Genomic DNA, 21,231 nt, shown 5'->3' with positions numbered 1-21,231 from the left:
TGGTGTTTTCTATCGAGAGACCTGAGTGATCGGTGAACCGTAGCCCTGCTGGTGTGAGTGTGGTTGTGCCGGTGTATCAGTGCTTGCCGTACGTGGAGAGCTGCCTTCGTTCCGTGCTCGAGCAGACCCGTCCGGTTGCGCAGATCGTCCTGGTGGACGATCGCGGTGGTGACGAGTCCATGGCGTGTGCGGAGTCGTACTTGCGTTCGCGTGGTGTCGATTTCACGTCCGTGGTCCACGAGCGCAACGAGGGCTTGGGGCGCGCACGCAATTCCGGCCTGAGTGCCGTGACCGAGGACCTCGTGTGGTTCCTCGACAGTGACGACGAGGCGGCACCCGATTTCGTAGAGCGACTCGAGTCGGCATTGATCACCGCGTCGGCCGACTTCGCCTGCACCAGAACAACTCGCGTCGACGAATCCGGTGCGGCAATCCAGATCGACGAGGCGCCGTTCGACGCGATGGTGGTGTCTGGCAGAGAATTTGCGCGACGCCTCATTCTCGGGGACGCAAAAGCCTACGCGTGCACCAAGCTCTTCCGCCGTGAGTTGCTGGGGGAGCGCCCGTGGGACGAGGGGCAGGGATACGAGGACATGGCGCCCGTACTGCGAATGTCGTTGGCTGCCGAGCGAGTTGCCTTGGTGGAAGAGCCGTTGTACCGGTATCTCTACCGTGAGGGCTCGATCAGTACCTCGCTCACCCCGCGCACGCTGGACCTGTTCAAAGTCGAACGCGATATCGACGGCGAGCTGGATGCCCATCGACTGAGCGCACAGTGGCGCAACGAGATACGTGCCTTCCGCTACCGCGAGGTGCTGACGTCCGTCGCTCACGTGGCCATGCGTGCCCGCCATGCGTCACCGACGCGGCCCGAACTCTACGATGAGGCGATAACCCGGGTGCGTCGCTCGATTTCGACGGACGACGTGATTCCGCTGGTACGCACAGGTCACCGCCGCGAGGCTGTGTTCGCGGTGATGGTGAAGTACACCCCCGGTCTGTACTCTGCGATTCTGAGGCACCGATGAGCGCGCCACTGGTCACCGTCCTGATCCCTGCCTACAACGCCGGCCCCTACCTGCGCGAGGCGCTCGATTCGGTTCTTACACAGGATTTCCGCGACTTCGAACTACTGGTGATCGACGACGGGTCCACCGACAACACGGACGCAGTGCTCGCCTCGGTCGCAGATCCGCGACTGCGGGTAATACGCCAAGACAACACCGGACTGGTCGGCGCTTTGAACCGAGGCCTCGCGGAAGCGCGGGGCGAGTTCCTGGCGCGGATGGATGCTGACGACAGGATGGGCGTCGGCCGGTTGTCCGCCCAGTTGGCAGTGTTGACGGCGGATGCGTCGATAGTGTCGTGCGGTACCGATTACGAACTGTTCGGGGCGATGACGGGCCGGGTTCGGATGCCGCGCTCGGATGCGGCATGCCGCCAGAGGTTGCTACTCGGCAGTTGCCACTGCGGCGCATCGGTCATGATCCGCAAGCCCATCCTGGACCGCAGTGGTCTCGAGTTCCGGACGGAATTCGCTCACGCGGAGGACTACCGGATGTTCGCGGAACTCTCGCAGTTCGGTCGTCTCGCCAACGTGGCGATGATCGGATACGAGTACCGGATCTATCCCCACCAGGTCAGTGCCGTGCACGGGTCGCAGCAGCGGATTGCGCACCAGCGGATCGCTCGCGAGTATGCGGAGTCGATTGGCGTGCGCCCGCTTTCGGGCGAGGCGCTGACTGCGCTGCTGTGGCCGCAGGTACCGTCGGGACCGTTGCCCGTGGCGGTGGTGCGGGCGTTGACGGACATCGCGCGCCCGGCTGCCTCGGTGGTGATACGACGCCCGGGCGTCGAGACCGTCCGGTTCACCGGACGTAAGATAGTCGAGACGCTCGCGAAAGTGCGAGCAGCGCACTAAGTTCTTGCAGAATCCAGCACGTCAGGTTCCGGAATCTCGAGGTCCGGAGTGTCGAGGTGACGAGGGTCGGATTTCGTGACATCCGGGGTAGCCGAGAAGTCGACTACCGCACGGCGCAGTGGCACCGCGATCACCGCGATGGCGACCAACTGAGCGCTCAGCGTTGCCAGTCCGGCTCCGATCAGGCCCAGCCGGGGAATCAAGACCAGTGCCAGCGATACCGTGGTGACGACGATGACGCACTGGACCGCCAACATAAGCCGGAGTCGTCGCAAGATCTGGGCGAGAAGGAAATAGACCACGACAACAGCTCCGGCTATCGAATCGAGCGCCATGACGAGGACGAGTGTTGTTGCCGCGTGGAAGTAGTCGGGGCTGATCACGTACAAAACCAGTGGTCCGCCGATCGCCAGCCCCGCAGCAGATACCGCGGTCACCACGGCGAGCATGCGCAACAACCGCCTCAGCAGGGCTTTCCGGTCGGCATCTGGCGACGAGGCTTCGACGATGAACGACGAACCGACTCCGCTACGGAGTAGTCCCACTGCCGAGCACATGGTCCAGGCCACGTTGAAATAGGCGTTCTGTTCGGTGCCCAACTGCGACACCACGATCAGTGGCAGTACAAGGGGCGTTACCGTGAGCACAAGCGTCATCGTGAAGAAGACGCCCTGGAATGCCCACAGTTCGCGCACCGGTGGCAGATCAGGCGCGATTGTCGTCCGTCCGCGCACACCGGTGCGCAGAATGTGAACCAGCGCAACCGCGGTGACGCCAAACGCCAGCACGCCCCAAGACCCGGTGAGAGCCAGAGTAGATCCCGTGCCCGCCAGGGCAACGATCGGAACGATCTTGAGCACCGACAGTGCAATGTTCTTGGCCGCAACACTCTTCGCCAGTCGCAGACCCGTCAGGATCGGGTCGGTCAGAGCGTAGATCGCCAGAGTCATCACCAACATCGGGAAGACGACGCGCTCGGTGGTGTTGGTGAAGAGGCGTTCATTGGTCGGATTGACGAGCAGGAAACCGCAACCGAGAAGAACGGCCACGGTGGCGGTCAGAGCCAACCCGCCCAGGACCAGACGCGTCGAGGCGCGTCCGGCGACCGGAAGGAAGCGTTGATACGCGCCGCCGAGAGACAGACAGGACACCGATGCGAGCATCGTTGCCGTGCTGATGACCGCCGACGCTCGGCCGACTTCAGCCGTGGTGAAGAAGCGTTCTGCCACTGCCCAGTACACCAGCCCGAGTGCACCTGTTGCCACGGACGAGAGCATCAGCGCAGCGGCGTTGGACTCGAGTCCCGCGCTCAGGCGGCGGGTGGGCAGGCGGCTCATCGCGGAGAATCCGGGTTCACTGCAAAAGCATCGATCAGTGCCGTCGAGGTCTCGTCGACCTTGCGGGCGAACAGCGCCGGTGACGTACGCAGTGTCGGTTCGTCGTCGATTCCGAATACCCGCGGACTCAGCGCAGTTCGATCCGACCAGTCGATGTGATGTAGGGCGTGTACCGGGTCGGCGATGAATGCGTCGACGTCGGCGCACTGCTCCACGTCCTGAACGATCCGACTCGCGTGCGGCGCGGCTTTGAGGATCGAGTGGAAGACAATCTCGTCGGAACACAATGTGTGCCGATGGAAGTCGAGCCACCGCGGATGTTCCGCGATAAATCCGGTGACCTGGTCCACAGCGCCGGCGGTCAGTGCCCACCAAGCCGATCCCTGGTACAACTCGACAGTCGGATCCACCTTCCGAGGGATACGCCCGGACAGTCTCGCGCGAAGCGGCAACCTGTCGTCCGGGAAGTGGCGACGGTCCACCTGATGAGTTCGACGGGCACCGGGGCCGGTCAGGCGCCAGTCAACTCGAATGAACTCGGTGGAACTCTGCCAGGCCGTCAGTACCTCGTCGATCGGCGCGATCAACAGATCGGAACCCGATAGCAAGGCGTATCGCTGATACTTGTTACCGGAGGATCGTGCACGCTCGATCAAACGCAGAATCACGCGGACGATGCTCAGTCCACCCCAATTCACGGAAGAGCGTTCGCGCAGATAACTCACCCGGCCACCTTCCGGCACCACGGCCTCGAACGATGCGAGATCAGCTTTTGCGTCGATGTGGACGTAGATATCGATGGATGGATGGTGCAGTGAATCCACGAGTGCGGCAAAGACTTCTGGCTGGTGATGTGCAATGATCAAAACTGCTGCGCGAAAGCTCATTTCAATGCCTCGCGCACCAGTGCGGCAGTGCGCGCGACATACGGCGGTCGGAGCATACCGACATGATCGCCGGACACACGCTCCACCGAAACAACCTGGGGTGCAACTCGAGTCCACCACGCGGGGTCATCCGGGTTGTCTTCTGCCATGACTACCGATACTGTGCCTCCCCACGGCTGCAGTCGGTGCATGAGCGCGACGCGTCGACCCAGATCGTGGAAGAGATCCCACTGAATCTGTGCCGGGTACTGCCATAGTCCTGCGGTCAGCAGCATGGCGCGAGTCTTCCACAGTGTGCGGCGATCGGTGGGAGCCGCAGGTTCGGAAACCGGGATCGACTGATTGCCCGAATCCGGCTCACTGCGTGAGTGATCGAGTGTTCCTGAACCCAGCGGCCCACTCAGGATCGTGTCGAGGCAGATCACCGCGTTGACGGTTTCGCCCTCGGCTTCGAGTAGGCGGGCGACATCCATTGCGATCACACCGCCGAGTGAGTGTCCGACAAAGGTGTACGGGCCGTGCGGTTGTACCCGGCGGATCTCGCGTAGGTAGCGCTTCGCCGCTGAGCGCACCGTCCAATCGGGGAATCCGCGGCCTTCGAGTCCGTGGGCCTGGAGACCGTGCACCGTCCATCGGGGCCCGAGTTCCCTTGCCAGCGGCAGCAACGCCAACGCGGTGGAACCGGCTCCGGCAAAGGCGAAGATCGGGTCTCCGGTGCCGCCGGTCTGCAACGGCACCAGCACGCGGGTGCGCAGCGCTGTACCTGCAGAGGACTGTTCGAGATGTGCGGAAAACTGGTGCAGGGTAGGGAAGTTGGCCAAGGTTGCCGACGACAGTTCTGCGCTGAACGTCGCGGCGGCACGGGTGAGCATCTGCTGAGTCTGCAGAGAATCGCCCCCGAGAGAGACGAAGTCGTCGTCACGGCCGATCTGCTCGATCCCGAGGATTTCGGACCACAGTGCTGCCAGTTCGGACTCGACACCCACAGCGGGGGGAATCACGGCGGGCCTGGGTGACGGTGCAGGTAGAGCGCCACGGTCCACCTTGCCGCGCTCGTTGCGCGGTAGGGCTGGAAGCAGCATCAGGTTGGCAGGAATCATCCAGTCAGGCAGAGTCTTTCGGAGATCTCGTCGCAGGTCTGCCGCGGACGGCGCGCGCGTAGTGGGATCTACGGCAACGTATCCGACCAGCACGGCACCCGAGTCTGTTTGCCGAGCCAGCACAACGGCATCCTCGACAGCAGGTAGGCGTCGCAGTGCCGACTCCACTTCCGACGGCTCAACCAGGTAGCCGCGCACCTTGACGGCGTCGTCGCTCCGGCCGACCAGGTGGAGCAGTCCGTGCTGGTCGAATCGGCCCAGATCGCCCATCCGGAACGATCGTGTGCCGTCTGCGGCCTGGCCGAACTTCGTGAGGTCTGCCGTAGCGGTGCCGTCTCGCTCGACAAAATAGCCTTCGGAAAGATGGGGCGATTCGACGACGATTTCCCCGACCTCACCCGGCGCGGCATCGGTGCCGTCGGGGCCGAGCAACCGAACCACCTTGTTGGCGGCAACTACGCCGACGGGAAGTACCCGGTCGGGAACCTCGCGGCCAGGGGGGAATTCGTTGAACGCGAGATTGCCGGTCTCGGAGGAACCCGACAGATTGCAGTACGACGCAGTCGGGCTGAGCAGTGTGCGGAGCCTGGTCACGTCATCGCCGTGCACGGCCTCACCGCACGTGGTGACCAAGCGGAGACCGGTCAGTGTGGTGGTGCCGGCGCACACCTTCATGACTGCGCGCAGCAGTGAAGGGGTGGCGTGCAGCGTGGTAAGCATGTGGCTCGAAATCCACTGCGGGACTTCTTCGATACCTACTTCGCGGGGATCGAGGAAGTGCAGTTCGCCGCCGTTGAGTAGTGCGCTGAACACGACGTCGAGTCCGCCGCCGAAGCTGATCGGCAACGCCATTCCCAACCGATCGCCCGAACCGATGCCGAGCGTGGCGTGAAAATCCGCCGCCTGGTTGAGCCACAGGCGGTGACCCTGGCGGACCGCCTTCGGCATGCCGGTGGAACCGGAAGTGAAAAGCAGTACTGCGCAGTCGCTCTCGCTGACAACCGGCAGCGGCTGTTCGGGGTGTCGGGGCAATGCAGCCAACGCGGCCGGGGTAAATCGAGCAGCTCCCGAGCGCGTGAGAATGCTGTGGCGCCGATCCTCGGGCAGTTGCGAATCGAGTAGCACCAGTGGATGTCCCGAGAGAAGCACGGAGACAAGCGCGACAACGCAGTCGAGGCTGCAGGTGGTGTCGAGGGCAACGGGGCGCCGATCGCTACCGAGATGCCCGTCACCGAGATGACCGATCAGGGCCCGAGCGTGTGCGTCTGCCAGCGAGTGAAGGTCCCGATAATTCAGACTGCTACCGCCGCAGACCACCGCGATGTTGTCAGGCACTGCGGTTGCAACGGATTCGAACCGTTCCCGCACGGAGGACCACGGAACCGAGAATGGTTCGTGTCCGCGAGGGGGAAGGAAAGTCTCGATCGTCGAAATATCAGACACCGGCAGTTGCTCCGAACGCAGCTGTCACGCCGAGCCTGGGGAAAAGCAGTTCGGCCGCGATTTCGGCCTCGCGGATCAGTGGCCACCCGGACAGGATCCAGATGTCGATGCCCACACTCTCGCTCAGCTCGAGCATGCGCGCGGCCACGTTGTCTGCGCTGCCCACAAGATAATTGCCCGTGCCCTTACCGGCGACGTCGAATGGCGGCTCGGCGCCGGACCAGGTGGTCAGTCCGGCAGCCATGTTCGGTGCGAATTCGAGTTCGGCGCGCGAGGGCAGACGCCCGGCTCGCAGAGCGTCGATCCGGGCCTGTACCTGAGCGTCGTCCGAGGTGAGTTCCGCCAACGGTGGGAACCCGAAGCTGGTCAGATTGCGGTCCGCGGTGCTGAGCACCGATTCCGGTGAAGTCTGGGACAGCTGCCATTCGAACCGCTCCCAGGCTTCCTCTTCCGTTTCCCTGACAATGACGCTGGCCAATACTCCGAACTTCAGTTCGCGGCCCTTGTCGGCGGCTGCCTTCCTGACTTTCGTGAACAGCGTCGACATCGCGTCAGCCGGGCTCATGAACATGAGGTAGGCATCGAGAACCTCTGCCGCGTGCGAGATTCCGGCGGGGGATGCCCCGGTACCCCAGACCGGAACCCCGTCAGGCTGACGGGGTCCGGCGATGGCCGGCTTGTACCGCGGACCGAGCTCGAAGTGTTCACCCGAGAATGCCTGCGCCTCATCGAGATAGAGCCGCTTGAACAGCGGCCAGTACTCCTCGGACACGCCGTAGCGTTCGTCCTTGGAGTGAAATCGTCCGTACCGCGCCAACACCGGATCGGCGCCGTTGACCTGGTTGTAGATCAACCGGCCGCCGGAATACTGGTCGAAGACCTGTGCCTCCTCGGCAAGCAACGCCGGCGGTTTGACTCCGGGATACTCGGGTACGACAAAGCGCAGCCGTTCGGTATCTGCGACAAGCGAAATCGGCTCGCGGGCCGTTGTCAACGCGCCGTAGTAGCCGAGTCGGTCGAGAGTGCGCGCCTGCTCACGCAGAGCGGCAAACGACGGCTCGAACCGGTGCCGCGGATCCCACGGCACCTCGCCGTCGTTTGCTCCGATGTACCAGAGGATCTCGGGAACGGACATATTTCCTAGCGCTCGTCGCAGAATTCGGTGATCGGCAGACCGACGTGGCGCGCCTCGGTGGGAACGTAGCCGAGCAGCTTGTCGCCCGGTTCCAGTTCGGTGACGTTGTTGACGCTGCCACCGGGTCCGAGCAGACGCACGTGCCAGTCGTCCTGTGCAATGACGTTGACGTTCTTGCCGTTCGGGGCAACTGCGGTGATCGAGATCAGCGGGCGCTTCTCGATCTTGACGCGGCCGATGCGTACTTCACGAACACTGCCGTCGGAACGGACCGCGAGGATCGGATGGCCGGCCTGAAGTTCGCTGACGTAGCGCGTGCGGTTGTCCGGGCCGAGGACGTAGGAGTGCACTGCGCCGGCATTCCAGCGGAAGGGACGCGTCGGCATGTACGGCAACGGGTGGGTCTCGCTGCAGGAGAGGAACATTCCGGTGGAGAACGAACCGATCAGGCAGCCTTCGTCCTTCTCGAGCAACGAGCAGGTGTCGATGCAGGCGCGATCGCCCATGCCGATGTGCTCGACCTTGGTGACAACAAGCTCGGAGAGTTCCATCGCTTCGATCTGGTGATCGACGATGCGCGCGATGCGGACGACGTCGTCGGCGCTACGGGGTGCGAGCAGTAGTCCGTCCGAGCCGTGCTCGAGGACCAGCTTCACGATTTCGGCGTCTTCGACGTCGGTGACCGTGGTGACCGTGCGTCCGCCGGAGTTCTCGGCTGCGGCGATGACGATCTCGAGGGGGATCTTGGTGGGGTCGGTGAACGTGAGGAGCGTCCACGGCACCTCACGAACGACCTCGCACGCCAACTGCAGAGTCGGTGCGTCGGAAACGACAACGTGGACGCCACGGTCAGGGGTGTGGCCGATGTTGGGGGACAACGCGTCCGCGCGGTCGGCGACCACGACGAGGTCAACTCCGTCGTACGGGAAGTCCTCTGCCAGTGGAGCGTCGACGCTCAGGATGCGGCGCACGGTCGGGGGAAGGCCGTCGAAGGTCTCGATCTTGTCCGAGAGGATGCCGTCGATGCGATGGTGCAATGCGGCTTGCACAATTGCCGGCAGCAAGCTCTGCTCGACCGAACGGACGTCGAGCCAGGCGAAGTGGCCTTCGCGGCTGATCGGTGTCCGTCGACTGTCCGTGCCGGCCCCCGTCGCCGGGAGGATCTGGTCGGTGACGATAGTGCTGTCCATGGTTGGACACGTTCCCTTCGTTGGTTGAACAAGCGCGCGTGCGTGCGAGGTGGTGAAAACTGAAGATCAGGCAATCTCGAGTTCGGACCGGGACGCCGATTCCTGGGGGGAGTGCATCATCCGGGCCAGTGCAGAGGCCACCGCGTACGGATTGCGTGCCTCGAATACATTACGGCCGAAGCTCAACCCGGCAACACCTGAGCTCAGTATCTCGGCGCCGAGCGCGAGTGCGTGCGCGTCGACGTCTTCGAGGGGCGGGCCGCCCGCGACGCAGATGGGCAGCGGGCAGGACTCGGCAACCTCACGCATGGATTCGGGGGTGCCGCTGTAGTCGAGCTTGACCAGGTCTGCACCGAGATCGGTGGCGATAGCCGCCAGGTGCTTCAGTTCCGCCGTGTCCGACGGGAGATCGCCACGCAGGGGACCGCGCGCATACATCATGGCCAGCAAGGGAACTCCGAGTGTTTCGCATTCATGGGAGACCTTGCCGAAATCCTGGAGCTGCTCGCGTTCGGTGGACGATCCGATATTGACGTGCACGCTGACCGCGTCGGCGCCGATGCGTAGCGCGTCCTCGACGCCGCCGACAAGCACCTTTCCGTCGAGATCCATGCTGCGGGTGGTCCCGGCAGAGAGATGGACGATCAATCCCATGCGCGCGAAGTGGGCCGGGTCGACGTGTTTGGCGCGGCCGCGATGGAGAACTACGGCATTGGTGCCGGCCTGTGCCAGAGTGCGGACCAACGAGTTTGCATGGTCGGCCTTGCCGAGCGGCCCGATGGTGACCGAGTGGTCGAGCGGTACGACGAGAGTGCGCCCGGTAGCGTAATCGCTGATCCGGGAGAGTCGGATGGACTTACCGCCCGAGGACTGCGACTTCGCATAGTTGGGTGATGTGAACACCGAGGTTCTCCAATCGGGCATCGAACGTGCGGCTGACGTTCTCGAGTGCCTCCGCAATATTAGGGTAGGCTACACAAATGGATTCAAGCGGGGTAGAGGTAGCACTGCGATCTACACCACAAATACCCTCGGTAGCACCGCAAATGCGGCGTATGCGTCGCGACGCCGACGTGATGTCGAGTGCGGAAATGCACTCGTATCTCCGCAGAGTTGCATTGCCCGACGATAGCCTGACCAGTCCCGTCGATGCGTCCTTGTTGCGACGCATCGCCGACGCTCAGTTGTCCCGAATCCCGTTCGAGAATCTCGACATTCACCGCAAACGCCCGGTCGAGGTCTCGGTAGCCGCAATCGAGGAGAAGCTGCTCGGACGTGAGCGAGGTGGCATCTGCTACGAACTCAACGGCCTACTCGCCCGCGCACTGCGCACCGTCGGATTCGATGCACAGCTGGTCGGCGCAGCCGTCGTCACGCCGAACGGGCCGGGGCTCCCACTGGGCCACGTCGCGATCGTTGTCGGATTCGCAGGCGAGACGTGGTTGGTCGATGTCGGGTTCGGCGGCGACGCGATAGTGCACCCGATCGACGCCGGCGCAGTCGTCGGATGGGACGTGCGTTTTCCCTCCGGCGCCTCGTACCTGACAGACGCGACCACGAGGCCACTCGCAGATTTCGCGGCAATGGCGTGGTGGCACAGCACCTCCCCGCTGGCCCGCTTCACCAGCGGAATCGTGTGCTCCCTGACCGAGGGCAGCGTTCGAAAGACACTCTCCTGCAGGCCTGATGAGCAGTACCAGCTAGCCGTTACGGACGGAGTAGACCGCAGTGCCCGCGACCTGGACGGAGACGAAGCGCTTGCCGTGCTGGCCGCGGAGTTCGGCATCCGGTTGCCCGAACTTCCGCGGCCGGTTCGATTCTGAAATACCTGATCCGGTAACTGCTGTTATGTCGGGAACTGCTGTTATGCCGGAAACTGCCAGGGACTGGGGAAGGGTAGGCCCAGGTAGACCTCGCCCAGGGCGGACTGCTCGTGCTCCGACTCCACCCACCTGGTCAGGCGAGCGCGTCGCAGCTGCCAATCCAATGGATCTGCGGACAGCGAGTGCAGGGTTTCGGTGAGCATTGCGGAGAAGTGCTGTGCCTTCCAGATACGTGGAAGGCACGTGCTCGAATACGCGTCGAGGTACTCACGCTCCCCGGTCAGGTAATGCGCACCGAGCGCATAGGACAGCGTGACGGCATCGGACACTGCAAGATTGAGACCCTTTGCGCCGGTGGGGGGAACGATGTGGGCGGCGTCGCCGAGTAGGAAAAGCCTTCCGTGTTGCATGGTTTCGCACACGTACGAGCGCAGCGGGGCCAGTGATTTGTCGAAGATCTCGCCGCGCTCGAGTACCGGGAAATCGTCGCTGGCACTGCGGAGTGTCAGCTCGTCCCAGATGCGTTCGTCAGACCAGTCGCTCAGATCGGTGTCCGCGGGAACCTGCAGGTACTGGCGGGTGATGTTCGGCCCGCGCATGCTGTGCACCGAGATGCCGTTCTCGTGTGCGCAGTACATGCCCTCGGGGGTGGTTGGGGCGGTGTGCGCCAGGATGCCGAGCCACGCAACGGGATAGGTCCTCTCGAACTCTCGGACCGTGTCGGCGGGAAGGTGAGCGCGGCTCACCCCGTGGAATCCGTCGCAGCCGGCGACGAAGTCCGCGGTGATCTCGATCAGTCCGTCCGGCGTCTCGACCTGCAGGCGGGCGCCGTCGGTGGTGGTGTCGATCGAACGTACCGAGGCCTCGAAGAGAAGAGGCTCACCGCCCCCGACCCGGTCCGCAACGAGGTCGGCAACCAGCTTCTGCTGCGGATAGACGGTGGCGTGTCCGCCGACGAGCCTGGTGAAGTCGAGATGATGTGTGGTTCGGTCGAATCGAACATAGAACCCGTTGTGCACCATGCCTTCGCGCGTGATTCCGTCGCCCACGCCGATTTCGTGCATGAGATCGACGGTGGGTTGTTCGAGGATGCCGGCTCGGGTTCGTGTCTCGATGTACGTGCGGTCGTGACGCTCGAGGACGATGGAGGAAATACCCTGGCGGTGAAGCAGCGCAGCGAGAGTCAGTCCGGCAGGTCCGGCACCGATGATCGCAACCTGAGTGTGCACGTGTAAGTTCCTTTGTTTGTCTTCGAGCGTATTCGTTGGCGCAATACCGGATCACCAGCGTCGCGGCCACCGGATATTATGTGACTGTCGACACACAAGCCCTCTAGGGCTTTGCTAAGGCTTGCCTATCTTCTACTCTAGGGCATGCAGTTCGACGAACTGCAGGACCTCCCGAATCCAGTTCTTGGAGAGGGACATTGTCTGGGTGTGAGCCAGTGGCCAACACATTCTCCAGGCATCGGACTGTCAATATGAGTGGAGACGATCGTCGTGAGTACTTCGATACCGACAGGTGGCCCGGCCGCCGACATCACCGGAGCGACACCGTCCGAACCGGAATCCGGCAAGGGTGGAAACCGTCCGACCGTCTCCGTCATCGTCCCGGCCATGAACGAGGCAAAGAATTTGCCGTTCGTTGCGTCGCGGATGCCTACGGATATCGATCAGATTGTCTTCGTCGACGGCCATTCCACTGACGACACCGTAGCTGTGGCCCGTGAATTGTGGCCGGATGCAACATTTGTCGTGCAGACCCGTTCCGGTAAGGGCAACGCCCTGGCCTGTGGATTCGAGGCATCGACCGGCGACATCATCGTCACCATCGACGCCGACGGGTCGACCGACCCCGCTGAGATTCCCTTCTTCGTCGAGGCTCTGGTCGGCGGGGCAGACCTCGCCAAAGGAAGCCGTTTTGTCGGCCGCGGTGGAAGTTCCGACATCACCGGATTACGCAACTTCGGCAACAAGGGCCTCAACGGCTTGGTCAACCTCATCTTCCGAACAAAGTTCTCCGACCTCTGCTACGGCTACAACGCCTTCTGGCGCAAGCACATCCCGCTGCTCGAACTGGCGCCGGTCGAGTACCAGCGCGCGCAGTGGGGCGACGGTTTCGAGATCGAGACCGTCATCAACGTCCGTCTTGCGACGAGTGGTCTCAACATCGTCGAGGTCGGCAGCTTCGAGGGTCCCCGGATCCACGGACGCAGTAACCTCAACGCCTACAGCGACGGCATGCGAGTGCTGCGCACCATCGGTCAGGAATGGCAGCACTGGCGCGAGACCAAGACAATCCAGAAGAAGACAGCACAGGCTGACGTCCGCGAACTGACACTGTGACCGCCCCCTCCGGCGACACCGTCATATCGCCGGGGGCGGCAATCGCAGGTGACCCGAGTATGGAGGGTCCCAGTACTGGGGGTTCCAGCACGAACGGCCACAGCCTCGAGCGAAACAGTCTGGCGCTCACCGTCTCAGCGCTCTTGACGGGTGTTGTGGGTCTTGTCTACTGGGCAATCCTCGGACGCCTGTACCCGGCGCGTGAGGTCGGTGCTGCCGCGGCGGTGATCACCACGGCCACGATGCTCTCGGCCTTTGGCAACTTCGGTATCGGCGGACTCTTCGAACGCTTCCTTCCGCTTGCCGGGCAGCGCTCCAAGTCGATGGTCGGGGCGGGCTTTGCCGTTGGTGCGGTGGGCGGTCTTCTCCTGGGCGGCGGATTCCTGCTGTTGGGACCGACGTCGGAGATGTTCCTCCATCCGTTCGAATACTGGCTCTTTCCGGTGGTCGTGGTGGTGTTCTCCACTTTTGCCATGCTCGACCACACCGCGGTGGCATTCCGCGAAGCCGGTTGGGCCGCAGGGAAGAACGTCGCGCACGCGATTGTAAAACTGGTGCTTGCCGCAGCATTGGCGTTTACCGCTTCACACCTCGCCATCATCTGGACGTGGACGATACCGGCGCTGATCGCCGCGCTTGTCCTGGGCGTGATGGTTGCTCGGCGGCTACGCACTCCCGACCACCAGAGCGCGCCGTCGCAGTTGCCGCCTCGCCGGGAGATCGGCAATTACCTGGCCGGTTCCTACGGTATTTACGTGGTCAGTGCCCTTGCACCACTGCTACTCCCGTTGATCGTCGTATCGCGCATGGGCGCCGACGCCAACGCGTATTTTGCAATCTCCTGGTCCCTGGTTACCGCCGTACTGGTCTTGATGACCATGCTGATGGGGCCGTATGTTGCCGCATCGGCCAGTAGTGATCCGACGCGCCTGTACGGTCTGACCCTTCGATTCTTTGCGATACTCGGTGCTGTCGCGTTGAGTGGTGTTCTGCTGTTTGCCGTAATCGCGCCGGTGATGTTGGAGATCGTCGGTAAGCCGTACGCGGAGCAGGGAACTCCGCTGCTCCGCCTTGCTGCGATTGCGCTCATTCCCGCGACAGTAGTGGCCGCGTATACCGCGGTTGCCCGCGTGCGTCGCCGCTTGCGGCTTGCCGTGGCAGTGCAGATCTGCAATGCAGCACTGATTCTCGGACTCAGTCTGGCATTGATCGACGAGCACGGACTTGTCGCGTTGGGCTGGGCGTACATCGTGGCTGAGTCTGTGTCTGCCGTGATCCTTGTTGTGCCACTTACCCGTGCGGTTCTCGCAATGCGGAGCGAATCTCAGTCTGTGAACTGAATGGCATCCGGTGACGGATCGTAGTAACCGGATTTCTGCATCTTCTCCAACGCGTCGAAGTCTGCCGCATACACAGTGACCCAGTCCACCTGTACGGCAACGTTGTCCGGGCGCTGCTCCGACGCGTCGGAGCACGGCGCCATGCCCCAGTCCTCACGACGTTCGCACGCTCCGGCCTCGGCTTGCAGGCCGAGCCACATGGGGACGTCCGGAACCATTGTCTCCGAATGTGCTTCGGCCCAGACTTTGCCGTCGAGCAGGTAGCGGACGATGCCCGGTCCCCACTCAACTCCGACGGTGTGCCACTCGGAGAAATCTCCGCCCGTGGATACACCTTTTTTGTCGTTGCTGCCTTTGTCGTCGACCCAGTGCAGGAAGGCGGACATCTCGTCGCGGGTGCCGCTGACGCTTTCCGCGAAATCGATTTCCGGTGGCCACTTCTCGTTCTGCGGCCAGAGCAGCATGTGGTACGAGATGTCGTCACTGTTGTCGGCGCGCATGCGAATCTCCCACCGTCCGTACTGCTGGGTGACCGGATAATTCGACACCCCTCCGGTGATCCATCCCGAATCGGTTCGTTGCGAATTCAGGTGGAGCAGACCGTTGTCGACCTGAACCATCGACGCATCCCACGTGCTGTTCGGATTGCCGCCCGGCTGGCCGCTGTAGGTGCCCCAGTCGGAACCGAGATCACAATCGTCGAAATCATCGCTGAAGATCTGCTTCCAACCCTGCAGGTCACCTCGAGGAAGTGACGCGCCACCAGGTGCGGATTCGGGCGCGCAAGGGTTTTCGGCCGGCGAATCGGTCGCGATCGTGCACGAGGTACACGACGCGATGAGGGCGAGCGCCGCGATAGCTCCGGCAGTGCGTTGCCGTCGACGGCTCATACAGCCATTGCGATCAGTCGTACGAAAGTCAATGTCGCGGCGGTGATCACACAGACGGCGAGCGCAAGGCTGATCAGTTGGGCGGCGTGTCCGCGGCCGATGCTGCCGGTGGCAGGGACCTCGCGTTCACGCAGGATCACACCGGCGACCAGGAGAACGCCGGCGGCAAGGTAGAAGAAGATCGCAACACTCATGGGGACTCGAATTCGATAGCGGGTGCGTCGACCCGGCGCAGGATCGTGATGCTCGGCTTTTCGATCATCGGGACGTAGAGGCCGCTGTCGATGATAGCGGCCAGTTCGGCGTCGAGATACTCCTGCGTCATGCCCTGCTGCAACAACGCCATTCCGATGCCCTGGCTCGTGACGTACACGTACATCGGGTTACGGGCGAGAGCGCAACCGCTGAGGTCGTTGGCGCAGTCGTAGCTGTCGACGAACATCATTCGCGGCCCGAGCGGGTCCAGGGTCCGTCGCACACCGTTCGTGTGAGACGCGTGGCTCCACGTCATGATCGTGGTCGACGGTGGAACCGCGGCAATGAACTGGTCCGATACCGTGACCTGATCGGTTGTCGACGCTTCGAATGCAGTGTTCAGTCCGCGGTTTGTGGTCAAGAGCAAACCGAGCGAGACCAACGCCAAGGTTGCGGCGGCGGCCCGAACCCCGTGGGACGGTCGTGTCCTGCGCGGCCGCGTGTGATTCGCCGACGAGACCGGGTTGAGTGCCTTGCCGATCTGGTTGCCGGCATGAGCGAGGGCGACGGCGGCAAAGGGAGCCAGGACCGGAGAGGCGAGAACGAAGCAACGGATGATCATCTCGCCGCCGTAGCTTTGCAGCAGGACAAGCGAGAACGGTGCTGCGGCAACGGCTCCTGCCACGAGCCATGTTCGTCGATGGCGCGAGAGCACCCAGCCCGCAAAGGCAATGAGCGCGAGTAGCCCGGATGCGCCCATACGTAAGTACTGCATCTGCTGGTACGTGGGATCGCCGGTGATTCGCTCGCCTACACCGCGGCCCACCGAATTGCCGACCTGCCCGATCTCACTGAAGATCGACTGGAGGTGGCCGATCCAGAAGTCGGTGGCACCGTAGCTGAACCACGCAGCGAACACGAGACCCGCTGCCAGCCACAGGGTCCGGTAGCGCGTTGCTCCGAACAGCGAGAACGATGCCAGGACGACGATGACCAGGATCGGGGTGATCTGGTGACTGACGGTGGTGGCGACGATGAGGAGCAGCAATACCGCGCCCACCGCGAGTGTGCGGAGTGAATCGAAACCGGGAACGAACCCGGGCGTGCGCCGGGGCGCGGAGACGATGAATCGGCCGATCCCGGAACCGATTACCGGAAGCGGTGAGCGTCGAAGCTGCCACAACAGCGTCGCGAGGATGGTGGTGTAGAAGATCGTCGCGACAGCCTGCGGTGCGAAGTAATCCTGCTGATACCAGTTGAAGAGCTGGTAGATCACCACTGACAGCCAGGCGAGCCGAACGCGACCGGTGATGGCAATCGCGATGGCGTACAGCGGAAACGCCAGAAGTGCACCCATGTACAGCGGCGCCCACAGAAGCAGCACGGTCGCGTCGGGTACATCGGCGACAGTGATCAGATGTGCCCCGGCGGAGAAGAATCCGGCCCAACTGAATCGCGCGTCGATCGAGTTGGGGAGGGTGCCGCTCTGGGCAAGAATGTTGATGAAACCGCGATGCACGAACGCGACCGGCACGGTGGTCTCGCCGGTGGCGACCGGCACGAGCATCGTGGTGTAGACGATCAGCATGGCGGTGTTAGCCGCCATCAACACATGGTCGATCAGGCGTTGACGCAGCGTGTACACGATTGTGCCGCAGAGCGTCAGCAGCCCGAGTACGTAGATCGGGCCGATCTCGGCAACGATGCCGAAGTGGCCGGCCGCAGCGACATCCAACCTCGCAGCGGCGACCACGAACAGAACGAGGGCGATCAGCAGCGCACCGAAACCGTAGGCTCGGCTCCGGTCGAAGCTCAGAATTCGCTGACGTTCACTGCTCGGCAGTCGGTAGTTCGGCGGCACTGTGCGCGCGGCGCCGGCGCAGAGTGCAAGTGCGAGTAGGGCCAAGATGAACTGAGTGCGAAGTGGACTCCACCACTGCGCCACTATCGTCAGCTGACTGGCGAGGATGGTGACGGCCAAAGACACCGACACGATCAGGGCAGCGGAGAGTGCGCGGCCTGGAATGCGCAGCGCAACAACAACGGGCAGTCCGGGAACCAGTGTCATACCGGCAAGCGCGATCAGCAGGCGGATCGGCGCGGGCACGAAGTCGGCGATGTCGGTTGCCACGGCGAGGTTGAGCACGAACATGGCAACCGCAACTGCCACGCCGATTCTCAGGCAGATACGGGGATTCCACCCGTAGTGGGGGAGCGGTGACGCAGGCTTACCCGGTCGGAGATCGATGATGTCTGTGTCGGTGTCTATTTCGGTGCTCATCGCCCGGCACCGACCCGGCGCGCGTTCAGATGGCTACGAACGAAGAGGACCGGACCGGCCAGGTAACCCAGGGCTTCGAGGATTCGCAGGTGCAGCGGCCAGTCGGACGGGAAGTCGATGTTCTTCGTCGACGTCGGCGAGATCAGCATGTGGATACCCCGCGGGATGCGCGTGAGGATCGGCCGCGGTGATCCGGACAGGACGAACTTGGTCAACGACGCGGCCATACCGGTGCCGTAGCCGTAACTCTGCACTCGAAGTTCCGGCATGTTGTCACGGTGGTAGTGCCGCACAACGGCATTCGGATTGTAGGCAATTGCCCAACCGTCGAGGAGTGCTGCGCGGAACGCGTCGAGGTCCTCACCGCCGTGGGTGGGGGTGCCAGTGCCGAGGCGCTCGTCGAATCCGCCGATCGAGTGCAGAGCGGTCGAGCGGAACGCCATGTTGTTGCCTGAACCGCACTCGCCCGCTGTGTAAGGGAAGAACGGACCGTGGGGACCGTACTCGCCGAGAGTGTCGTCGGTGCCGAGCGCAGTCTCCTTGCGAGAGTTCATCGCCCAGAGCGTTGCTACCTCACCCTTGTCGAAGACCTTTGCCTCCTCGAACCAGGCTTGTTCCCTGGTGTTGGATTCGGTGCCGAGCACCCGGCCGGTCACGACTCCGACAGAACTGGTGTTGTCGGCACGGAAGCTGGTGACAATGCCCGAGATCCACCCGGAATCGGGGACTGCGTCGTCGTCGGTGAAGGCGACGATCCGGCCCCTGGCGCTCTGATGTCCCTTGTTTCGGGCTGCCGAGACTCCGGGAATGGGTTGTTCCAGGACCGACAGGCGGGGGTCGTCGATGTCGGCCAGAATCCGCGCGGCCTCATTTCGGTGGGGACGGTTGTCGACTACCAGCAATTCGATATTGCGATGATCCTGAGCCAGCACGGTACGTACGGTGTTGAGCAACGAATCGCGACCGACGGTGGGAATCACGACGGTGATCAACTCGTCGGTGGCGACGGGGGCTTCGGCCGGTTTTTCCACTGGTTCTTGCACTTCCGACTCGATGACACGACGAGGGCCTTGGCGAATGGTCGCGAGCGCAGTAGCTGTTGCCGTGACAAACAATCCGAGGATCATGACAAGAATTCGGGACACCGCGCTGATGCCGTCGCCCGTTACCGCACCGCGCAGATAGCGGAGAATCCCGGTGCTCAGGGTGCGGACGACAAAACTGCGTTCAGCGGCGAGCCCGGCCTTTCCACCCACCATCTCGGACAGCACAGCCTTGGAGCGGCCCTCGTGGCGGCAGCGACTGACGAAGTAGCGCAGAGTGCTACGAGGGCGGGGAACGAAGTGGTCGACGGCAAACGTCTCGATTCGCACAACCTTGGATCCCGGGAACTGCTGTCGCAGTTCGATTCCCATGAGGGTTTCCTCGCAACCGGCCGGCACTGTTCCGACACGGCCCAGGCGATCGGAGAAACCACCGATCTTCTGCAATTCGGCACGACGGACAGCCATCGCGGCGCCGATCGGATTGCGGATCTCGGCGCCGTCGGCGGCAAGTCCGCGGTAGTCGCAGCCCACCACCCACCCGAACTCGTCCGGGAACCATGACGGTGAGGCTCCCGCCTCCCATGTGGCATGTACCGCACCGCCGACGGCGATAACGGACGCGTCGGTGAAGGCACTACGGACGCTGTCCAGTGATCCAGGGCGGAGCGCGGCGTCGTCGTCGACGAAGACGACTAATTCAGTCCGCGCTGCCTCGGCGCCGGTGTTGCGGGCGCCGGACAAGCCGGGGGTCGCCGCGTTGGGGATCACGGTGACGCCCGTCGGGAAGGCGGAAACCAGATCGGTGCGGAGTGCGTCGTTGTGGTCCACGATCACAATCAGTTCGTCCACGTCTGGGCGGAGCTGTGCCTGGGCGCTGCGAATGCCGGTGGACAGCTGTTCCAAACGATCGTGGGTGTAGCAGCAGATCAGTACGGTGATCCCGGGGATCAGGTGGGTCTGCGCTGTCAAGACGTACTCCGACGGGTTCTAGGCGGGGTGCAACACCACCCGGGAAGGGCAGCCTTACCTATATTATCGGACTGTCATGGTCGCGGGGTGCATCGGGTCAGGCAACCGAGGACAGAAAGGCAAAGGGATCGGTGGCTGCGCACTCCAGGGCTGCCGCCACCAAAGCCTGCGGAAACACGTTTCCGTGGAACGACGCCGTCGTCGCGAGCGCACCTTCCACGATTGCCCACGTGAGCGTTATGCCCTCTGGACCGACGGGGTCGTTGTGCGCCGAGTAGAACGGTGACGCGTCGGTGAGCCACGGGACCTGACCCTGTCGCGGCACCGGACCGATGCTCGAAAACAGCAGCTGGGCGCGGGGAGTTTGTGGTCGGCTGATCGGATATGCGCGGGAATTGTTGATTCGCAACCCGATTCGAGTCCGCATCGTGTTCAGGGCGAGGTTCGCAACGGGCCGACCCGTTGCCACCGCCTCGGACGTGACCTCGTGGATGCGGCCGGGCGTCGGGTTCGCCCCCAGATCGAATTCGAGTCCGGAGACGAAGTTTCCCAAAGGAACTCGACCTGCCGGAAGGTAGCGTCGGGCATCGAGGGTCACCGTTGCAACGGGGTTGATCGTGAGTCCGGCGTCGGCCAGCGCACGGTGGAGCACCGCGGCGGTCAGGGCATACATCGACACCGACGGAAGATTGTGGTCCCGCCACGCACGCAAGGACGTGACGATGTCGGGAGCAGTGGTGACCACGGCAGCAGTGCGGGCGGGCGTCCACGGTTCCACCGGTCCGGACTGCGCAGGACGCGGCGTCCGATCGAGTGACCGGCGCAGCGCCCAGCCGCGCCGTGGATCCGAACCGTAGGTGCGCAGCGCCGCAGTGGTGATCCCCGAGCGCGAGGCACGCGACGGACGCCACACCTGAGGATCGGCGGGGTCGATCATGCCGAGGATGACCTCGTTCATCATGAGCGTCAGAGCGACTTCGCCGAGACCGTGGTTGTGGTCGGTGCGGAGATAGTTCCCGGCCACTGTGACGGTTGTGGGGCGGTCCTCTCGCGAGACGTTCGACGCCGTATCGAGCAGGTCCATCGGGGAGGTCGGCGGATCGAGCCGAACTACTTCGGGGGCACACGATTCGGGATCGAATGTCCACCGATTGCCGTGCGCTGACGGTCTGAGTCCGAGGCGCGTGTGTGGCCCGGCTTCGGCCATCGTGCGAAGTCGAGCGGCAATGGTGGCGTCGTCAGGAAGATGTACGGGACCGATGACGGACGTGATCCGCGTACGGCTGTGCATCACGTCCAGATGGCTGACGCGAAGAGATGCTTTGGGGG

17 protein-coding genes are annotated in these 21,231 nt (G+C 63.3%); 5 read left to right on the top strand and 12 right to left on the bottom strand.

The annotated features are described in order from the left end of the window. The first annotated feature begins 53 nt into the window (after nt 1–53). Together V2B23_RS16790 and V2B23_RS16785 are read left to right on the top strand one after the other, a co-directional pair. The gene (locus V2B23_RS16790; protein WP_430951392.1) at nt 54–1,028 is read left to right on the top strand and encodes a glycosyltransferase family 2 protein; all 975 of its coding nucleotides are present in this window, start codon (nt 54–56) and stop codon (nt 1,026–1,028) included. Then, nucleotides 1,025–1,921, top strand: a complete 897-nt coding sequence (locus tag V2B23_RS16785; RefSeq protein ID WP_430951391.1) for a glycosyltransferase family 2 protein — start codon at nt 1,025–1,027, stop codon at nt 1,919–1,921. Before V2B23_RS16790 ends, V2B23_RS16785 begins: the two co-directional genes overlap by 4 nt. Here V2B23_RS16785 and V2B23_RS16780 read toward each other — a convergent pair. The 6 genes from V2B23_RS16780 to V2B23_RS16755 all read right to left on the bottom strand — a co-directional run bounded on the left by V2B23_RS16780 (nt 1,918) and on the right by V2B23_RS16755 (nt 9,916). Then, complete coding sequence (locus V2B23_RS16780; RefSeq protein ID WP_430951390.1) at nt 1,918–3,258, bottom strand: lipopolysaccharide biosynthesis protein; 1,341 nt, start codon at nt 3,256–3,258, stop codon at nt 1,918–1,920. The two genes, V2B23_RS16785 and V2B23_RS16780, sit on opposite strands and share 4 nt — an antisense overlap. Beyond that, the gene (locus V2B23_RS16775; RefSeq protein WP_430951389.1) at nt 3,255–4,145 is read right to left on the bottom strand and encodes a beta-1,6-N-acetylglucosaminyltransferase; all 891 of its coding nucleotides are present in this window, start codon (nt 4,143–4,145) and stop codon (nt 3,255–3,257) included. Before V2B23_RS16775 ends, V2B23_RS16780 begins: the two co-directional genes overlap by 4 nt. Further along, nucleotides 4,142–6,688, bottom strand: a complete 2,547-nt coding sequence (locus tag V2B23_RS16770; RefSeq protein ID WP_430951388.1) for an alpha/beta fold hydrolase — start codon at nt 6,686–6,688, stop codon at nt 4,142–4,144. The genes V2B23_RS16775 and V2B23_RS16770 overlap by 4 nt, the downstream gene beginning before the upstream one ends. Next, on the bottom strand, nt 6,681–7,823 hold the full coding sequence (locus V2B23_RS16765) for an LLM class flavin-dependent oxidoreductase (protein WP_430951387.1): 1,143 nt from the start codon (nt 7,821–7,823) through the stop codon (nt 6,681–6,683). Before V2B23_RS16765 ends, V2B23_RS16770 begins: the two co-directional genes overlap by 8 nt. 5 nt (nt 7,824–7,828) lie before the next feature. Next, complete coding sequence (locus V2B23_RS16760) at nt 7,829–9,013, bottom strand: 3-dehydroquinate synthase II family protein (protein WP_430951386.1); 1,185 nt, start codon at nt 9,011–9,013, stop codon at nt 7,829–7,831. 66 nt (nt 9,014–9,079) lie between these two features. Then, nucleotides 9,080–9,916, bottom strand: coding sequence for a 2-amino-3,7-dideoxy-D-threo-hept-6-ulosonate synthase (locus V2B23_RS16755; RefSeq protein WP_430951385.1), 837 nt, complete (start codon nt 9,914–9,916; stop codon nt 9,080–9,082). Between the two features lie 143 nt (nt 9,917–10,059). Between V2B23_RS16755 and V2B23_RS16750 the strand changes: the two genes are divergently transcribed. Further along, the gene (locus V2B23_RS16750) at nt 10,060–10,836 is read left to right on the top strand and encodes an arylamine N-acetyltransferase family protein (protein ID WP_430951384.1); all 777 of its coding nucleotides are present in this window, start codon (nt 10,060–10,062) and stop codon (nt 10,834–10,836) included. Between the two features lie 41 nt (nt 10,837–10,877). Here the strand turns inward: V2B23_RS16750 and V2B23_RS16745 are convergent, their stop codons facing one another. Next, nucleotides 10,878–12,065, bottom strand: a complete 1,188-nt coding sequence (locus tag V2B23_RS16745; protein WP_430951383.1) for a 4-hydroxybenzoate 3-monooxygenase — start codon at nt 12,063–12,065, stop codon at nt 10,878–10,880. A 309-nt stretch (nt 12,066–12,374) separates the two neighbouring features. On the opposite strand from V2B23_RS16745, the gene V2B23_RS16740 reads away from it, so the two are divergent. Further along, nucleotides 12,375–13,181, top strand: coding sequence for a glycosyltransferase family 2 protein (locus tag V2B23_RS16740; protein ID WP_260684520.1), 807 nt, complete (start codon nt 12,375–12,377; stop codon nt 13,179–13,181). Then, entirely contained in the window at nt 13,178–14,521 is a 1,344-nt protein-coding gene (locus V2B23_RS16735; protein ID WP_430951382.1) for a lipopolysaccharide biosynthesis protein, read from the top strand. Before V2B23_RS16740 ends, V2B23_RS16735 begins: the two co-directional genes overlap by 4 nt. Here V2B23_RS16735 and V2B23_RS16730 read toward each other — a convergent pair. The 5 genes from V2B23_RS16730 to V2B23_RS16710 form a co-directional block, all read right to left on the bottom strand. After that, nucleotides 14,506–15,411: a glycoside hydrolase family 16 protein gene (locus tag V2B23_RS16730; RefSeq protein ID WP_430951381.1), complete on the bottom strand. Its 906-nt coding sequence runs from the start codon at nt 15,409–15,411 to the stop codon at nt 14,506–14,508. The genes V2B23_RS16735 and V2B23_RS16730 overlap by 16 nt on opposite strands. Beyond that, nucleotides 15,408–15,605: a hypothetical protein gene (locus tag V2B23_RS16725; protein WP_430951380.1), complete on the bottom strand. Its 198-nt coding sequence runs from the start codon at nt 15,603–15,605 to the stop codon at nt 15,408–15,410. The genes V2B23_RS16730 and V2B23_RS16725 overlap by 4 nt, the downstream gene beginning before the upstream one ends. Then, nucleotides 15,602–17,887, bottom strand: coding sequence for a hypothetical protein (locus V2B23_RS16720; RefSeq protein ID WP_430951379.1), 2,286 nt, complete (start codon nt 17,885–17,887; stop codon nt 15,602–15,604). Before V2B23_RS16720 ends, V2B23_RS16725 begins: the two co-directional genes overlap by 4 nt. Beyond that, complete coding sequence (locus tag V2B23_RS16715) at nt 17,884–19,902, bottom strand: glycosyltransferase family 2 protein (RefSeq protein WP_430951378.1); 2,019 nt, start codon at nt 19,900–19,902, stop codon at nt 17,884–17,886. Before V2B23_RS16715 ends, V2B23_RS16720 begins: the two co-directional genes overlap by 4 nt. Before the next feature lie 97 nt (nt 19,903–19,999). Next, entirely contained in the window at nt 20,000–21,196 is a 1,197-nt protein-coding gene (locus V2B23_RS16710) for a hypothetical protein (RefSeq protein WP_430951377.1), read from the bottom strand. Between the last annotated feature and the right edge of the window lie 35 nt (nt 21,197–21,231).

The organism is Rhodococcus sp. 24CO (genome assembly GCF_050586165.1).
Classification (GTDB): domain Bacteria; phylum Actinomycetota; class Actinomycetes; order Mycobacteriales; family Mycobacteriaceae; genus Rhodococcus_F.
This window is presented reverse-complemented; position numbering and strand designations above follow the sequence as displayed.

What these genes read in the sequence shown, in the direction of transcription:
- V2B23_RS16785 (WP_430951391.1), top strand. Translation starts at nt 1,025, where the DNA reads ATGAGCGCGCCACTGGTCACCGTCCTGATCCCTGCCTACAACGCCGGC.
- V2B23_RS16780 (WP_430951390.1), bottom strand. Translation starts at nt 3,258, where the DNA reads ATGAGCCGCCTGCCCACCCGCCGCCTGAGCGCGGGACTCGAGTCCAAC.
- V2B23_RS16775 (WP_430951389.1), bottom strand. Translation starts at nt 4,145, where the DNA reads ATGAGCTTTCGCGCAGCAGTTTTGATCATTGCACATCACCAGCCAGAA.
- V2B23_RS16765 (WP_430951387.1), bottom strand. Translation starts at nt 7,823, where the DNA reads ATGTCCGTTCCCGAGATCCTCTGGTACATCGGAGCAAACGACGGCGAG.
- V2B23_RS16760 (WP_430951386.1), bottom strand. Translation starts at nt 9,013, where the DNA reads ATGGACAGCACTATCGTCACCGACCAGATCCTCCCGGCGACGGGGGCC.
- V2B23_RS16750 (WP_430951384.1), top strand. Translation starts at nt 10,060, where the DNA reads ATGCGGCGTATGCGTCGCGACGCCGACGTGATGTCGAGTGCGGAAATG.
- V2B23_RS16730 (WP_430951381.1), bottom strand. Translation starts at nt 15,411, where the DNA reads ATGAGCCGTCGACGGCAACGCACTGCCGGAGCTATCGCGGCGCTCGCC.
- V2B23_RS16725 (WP_430951380.1), bottom strand. Translation starts at nt 15,605, where the DNA reads ATGAGTGTTGCGATCTTCTTCTACCTTGCCGCCGGCGTTCTCCTGGTC.
- V2B23_RS16720 (WP_430951379.1), bottom strand. Translation starts at nt 17,887, where the DNA reads ATGAGCACCGAAATAGACACCGACACAGACATCATCGATCTCCGACCG.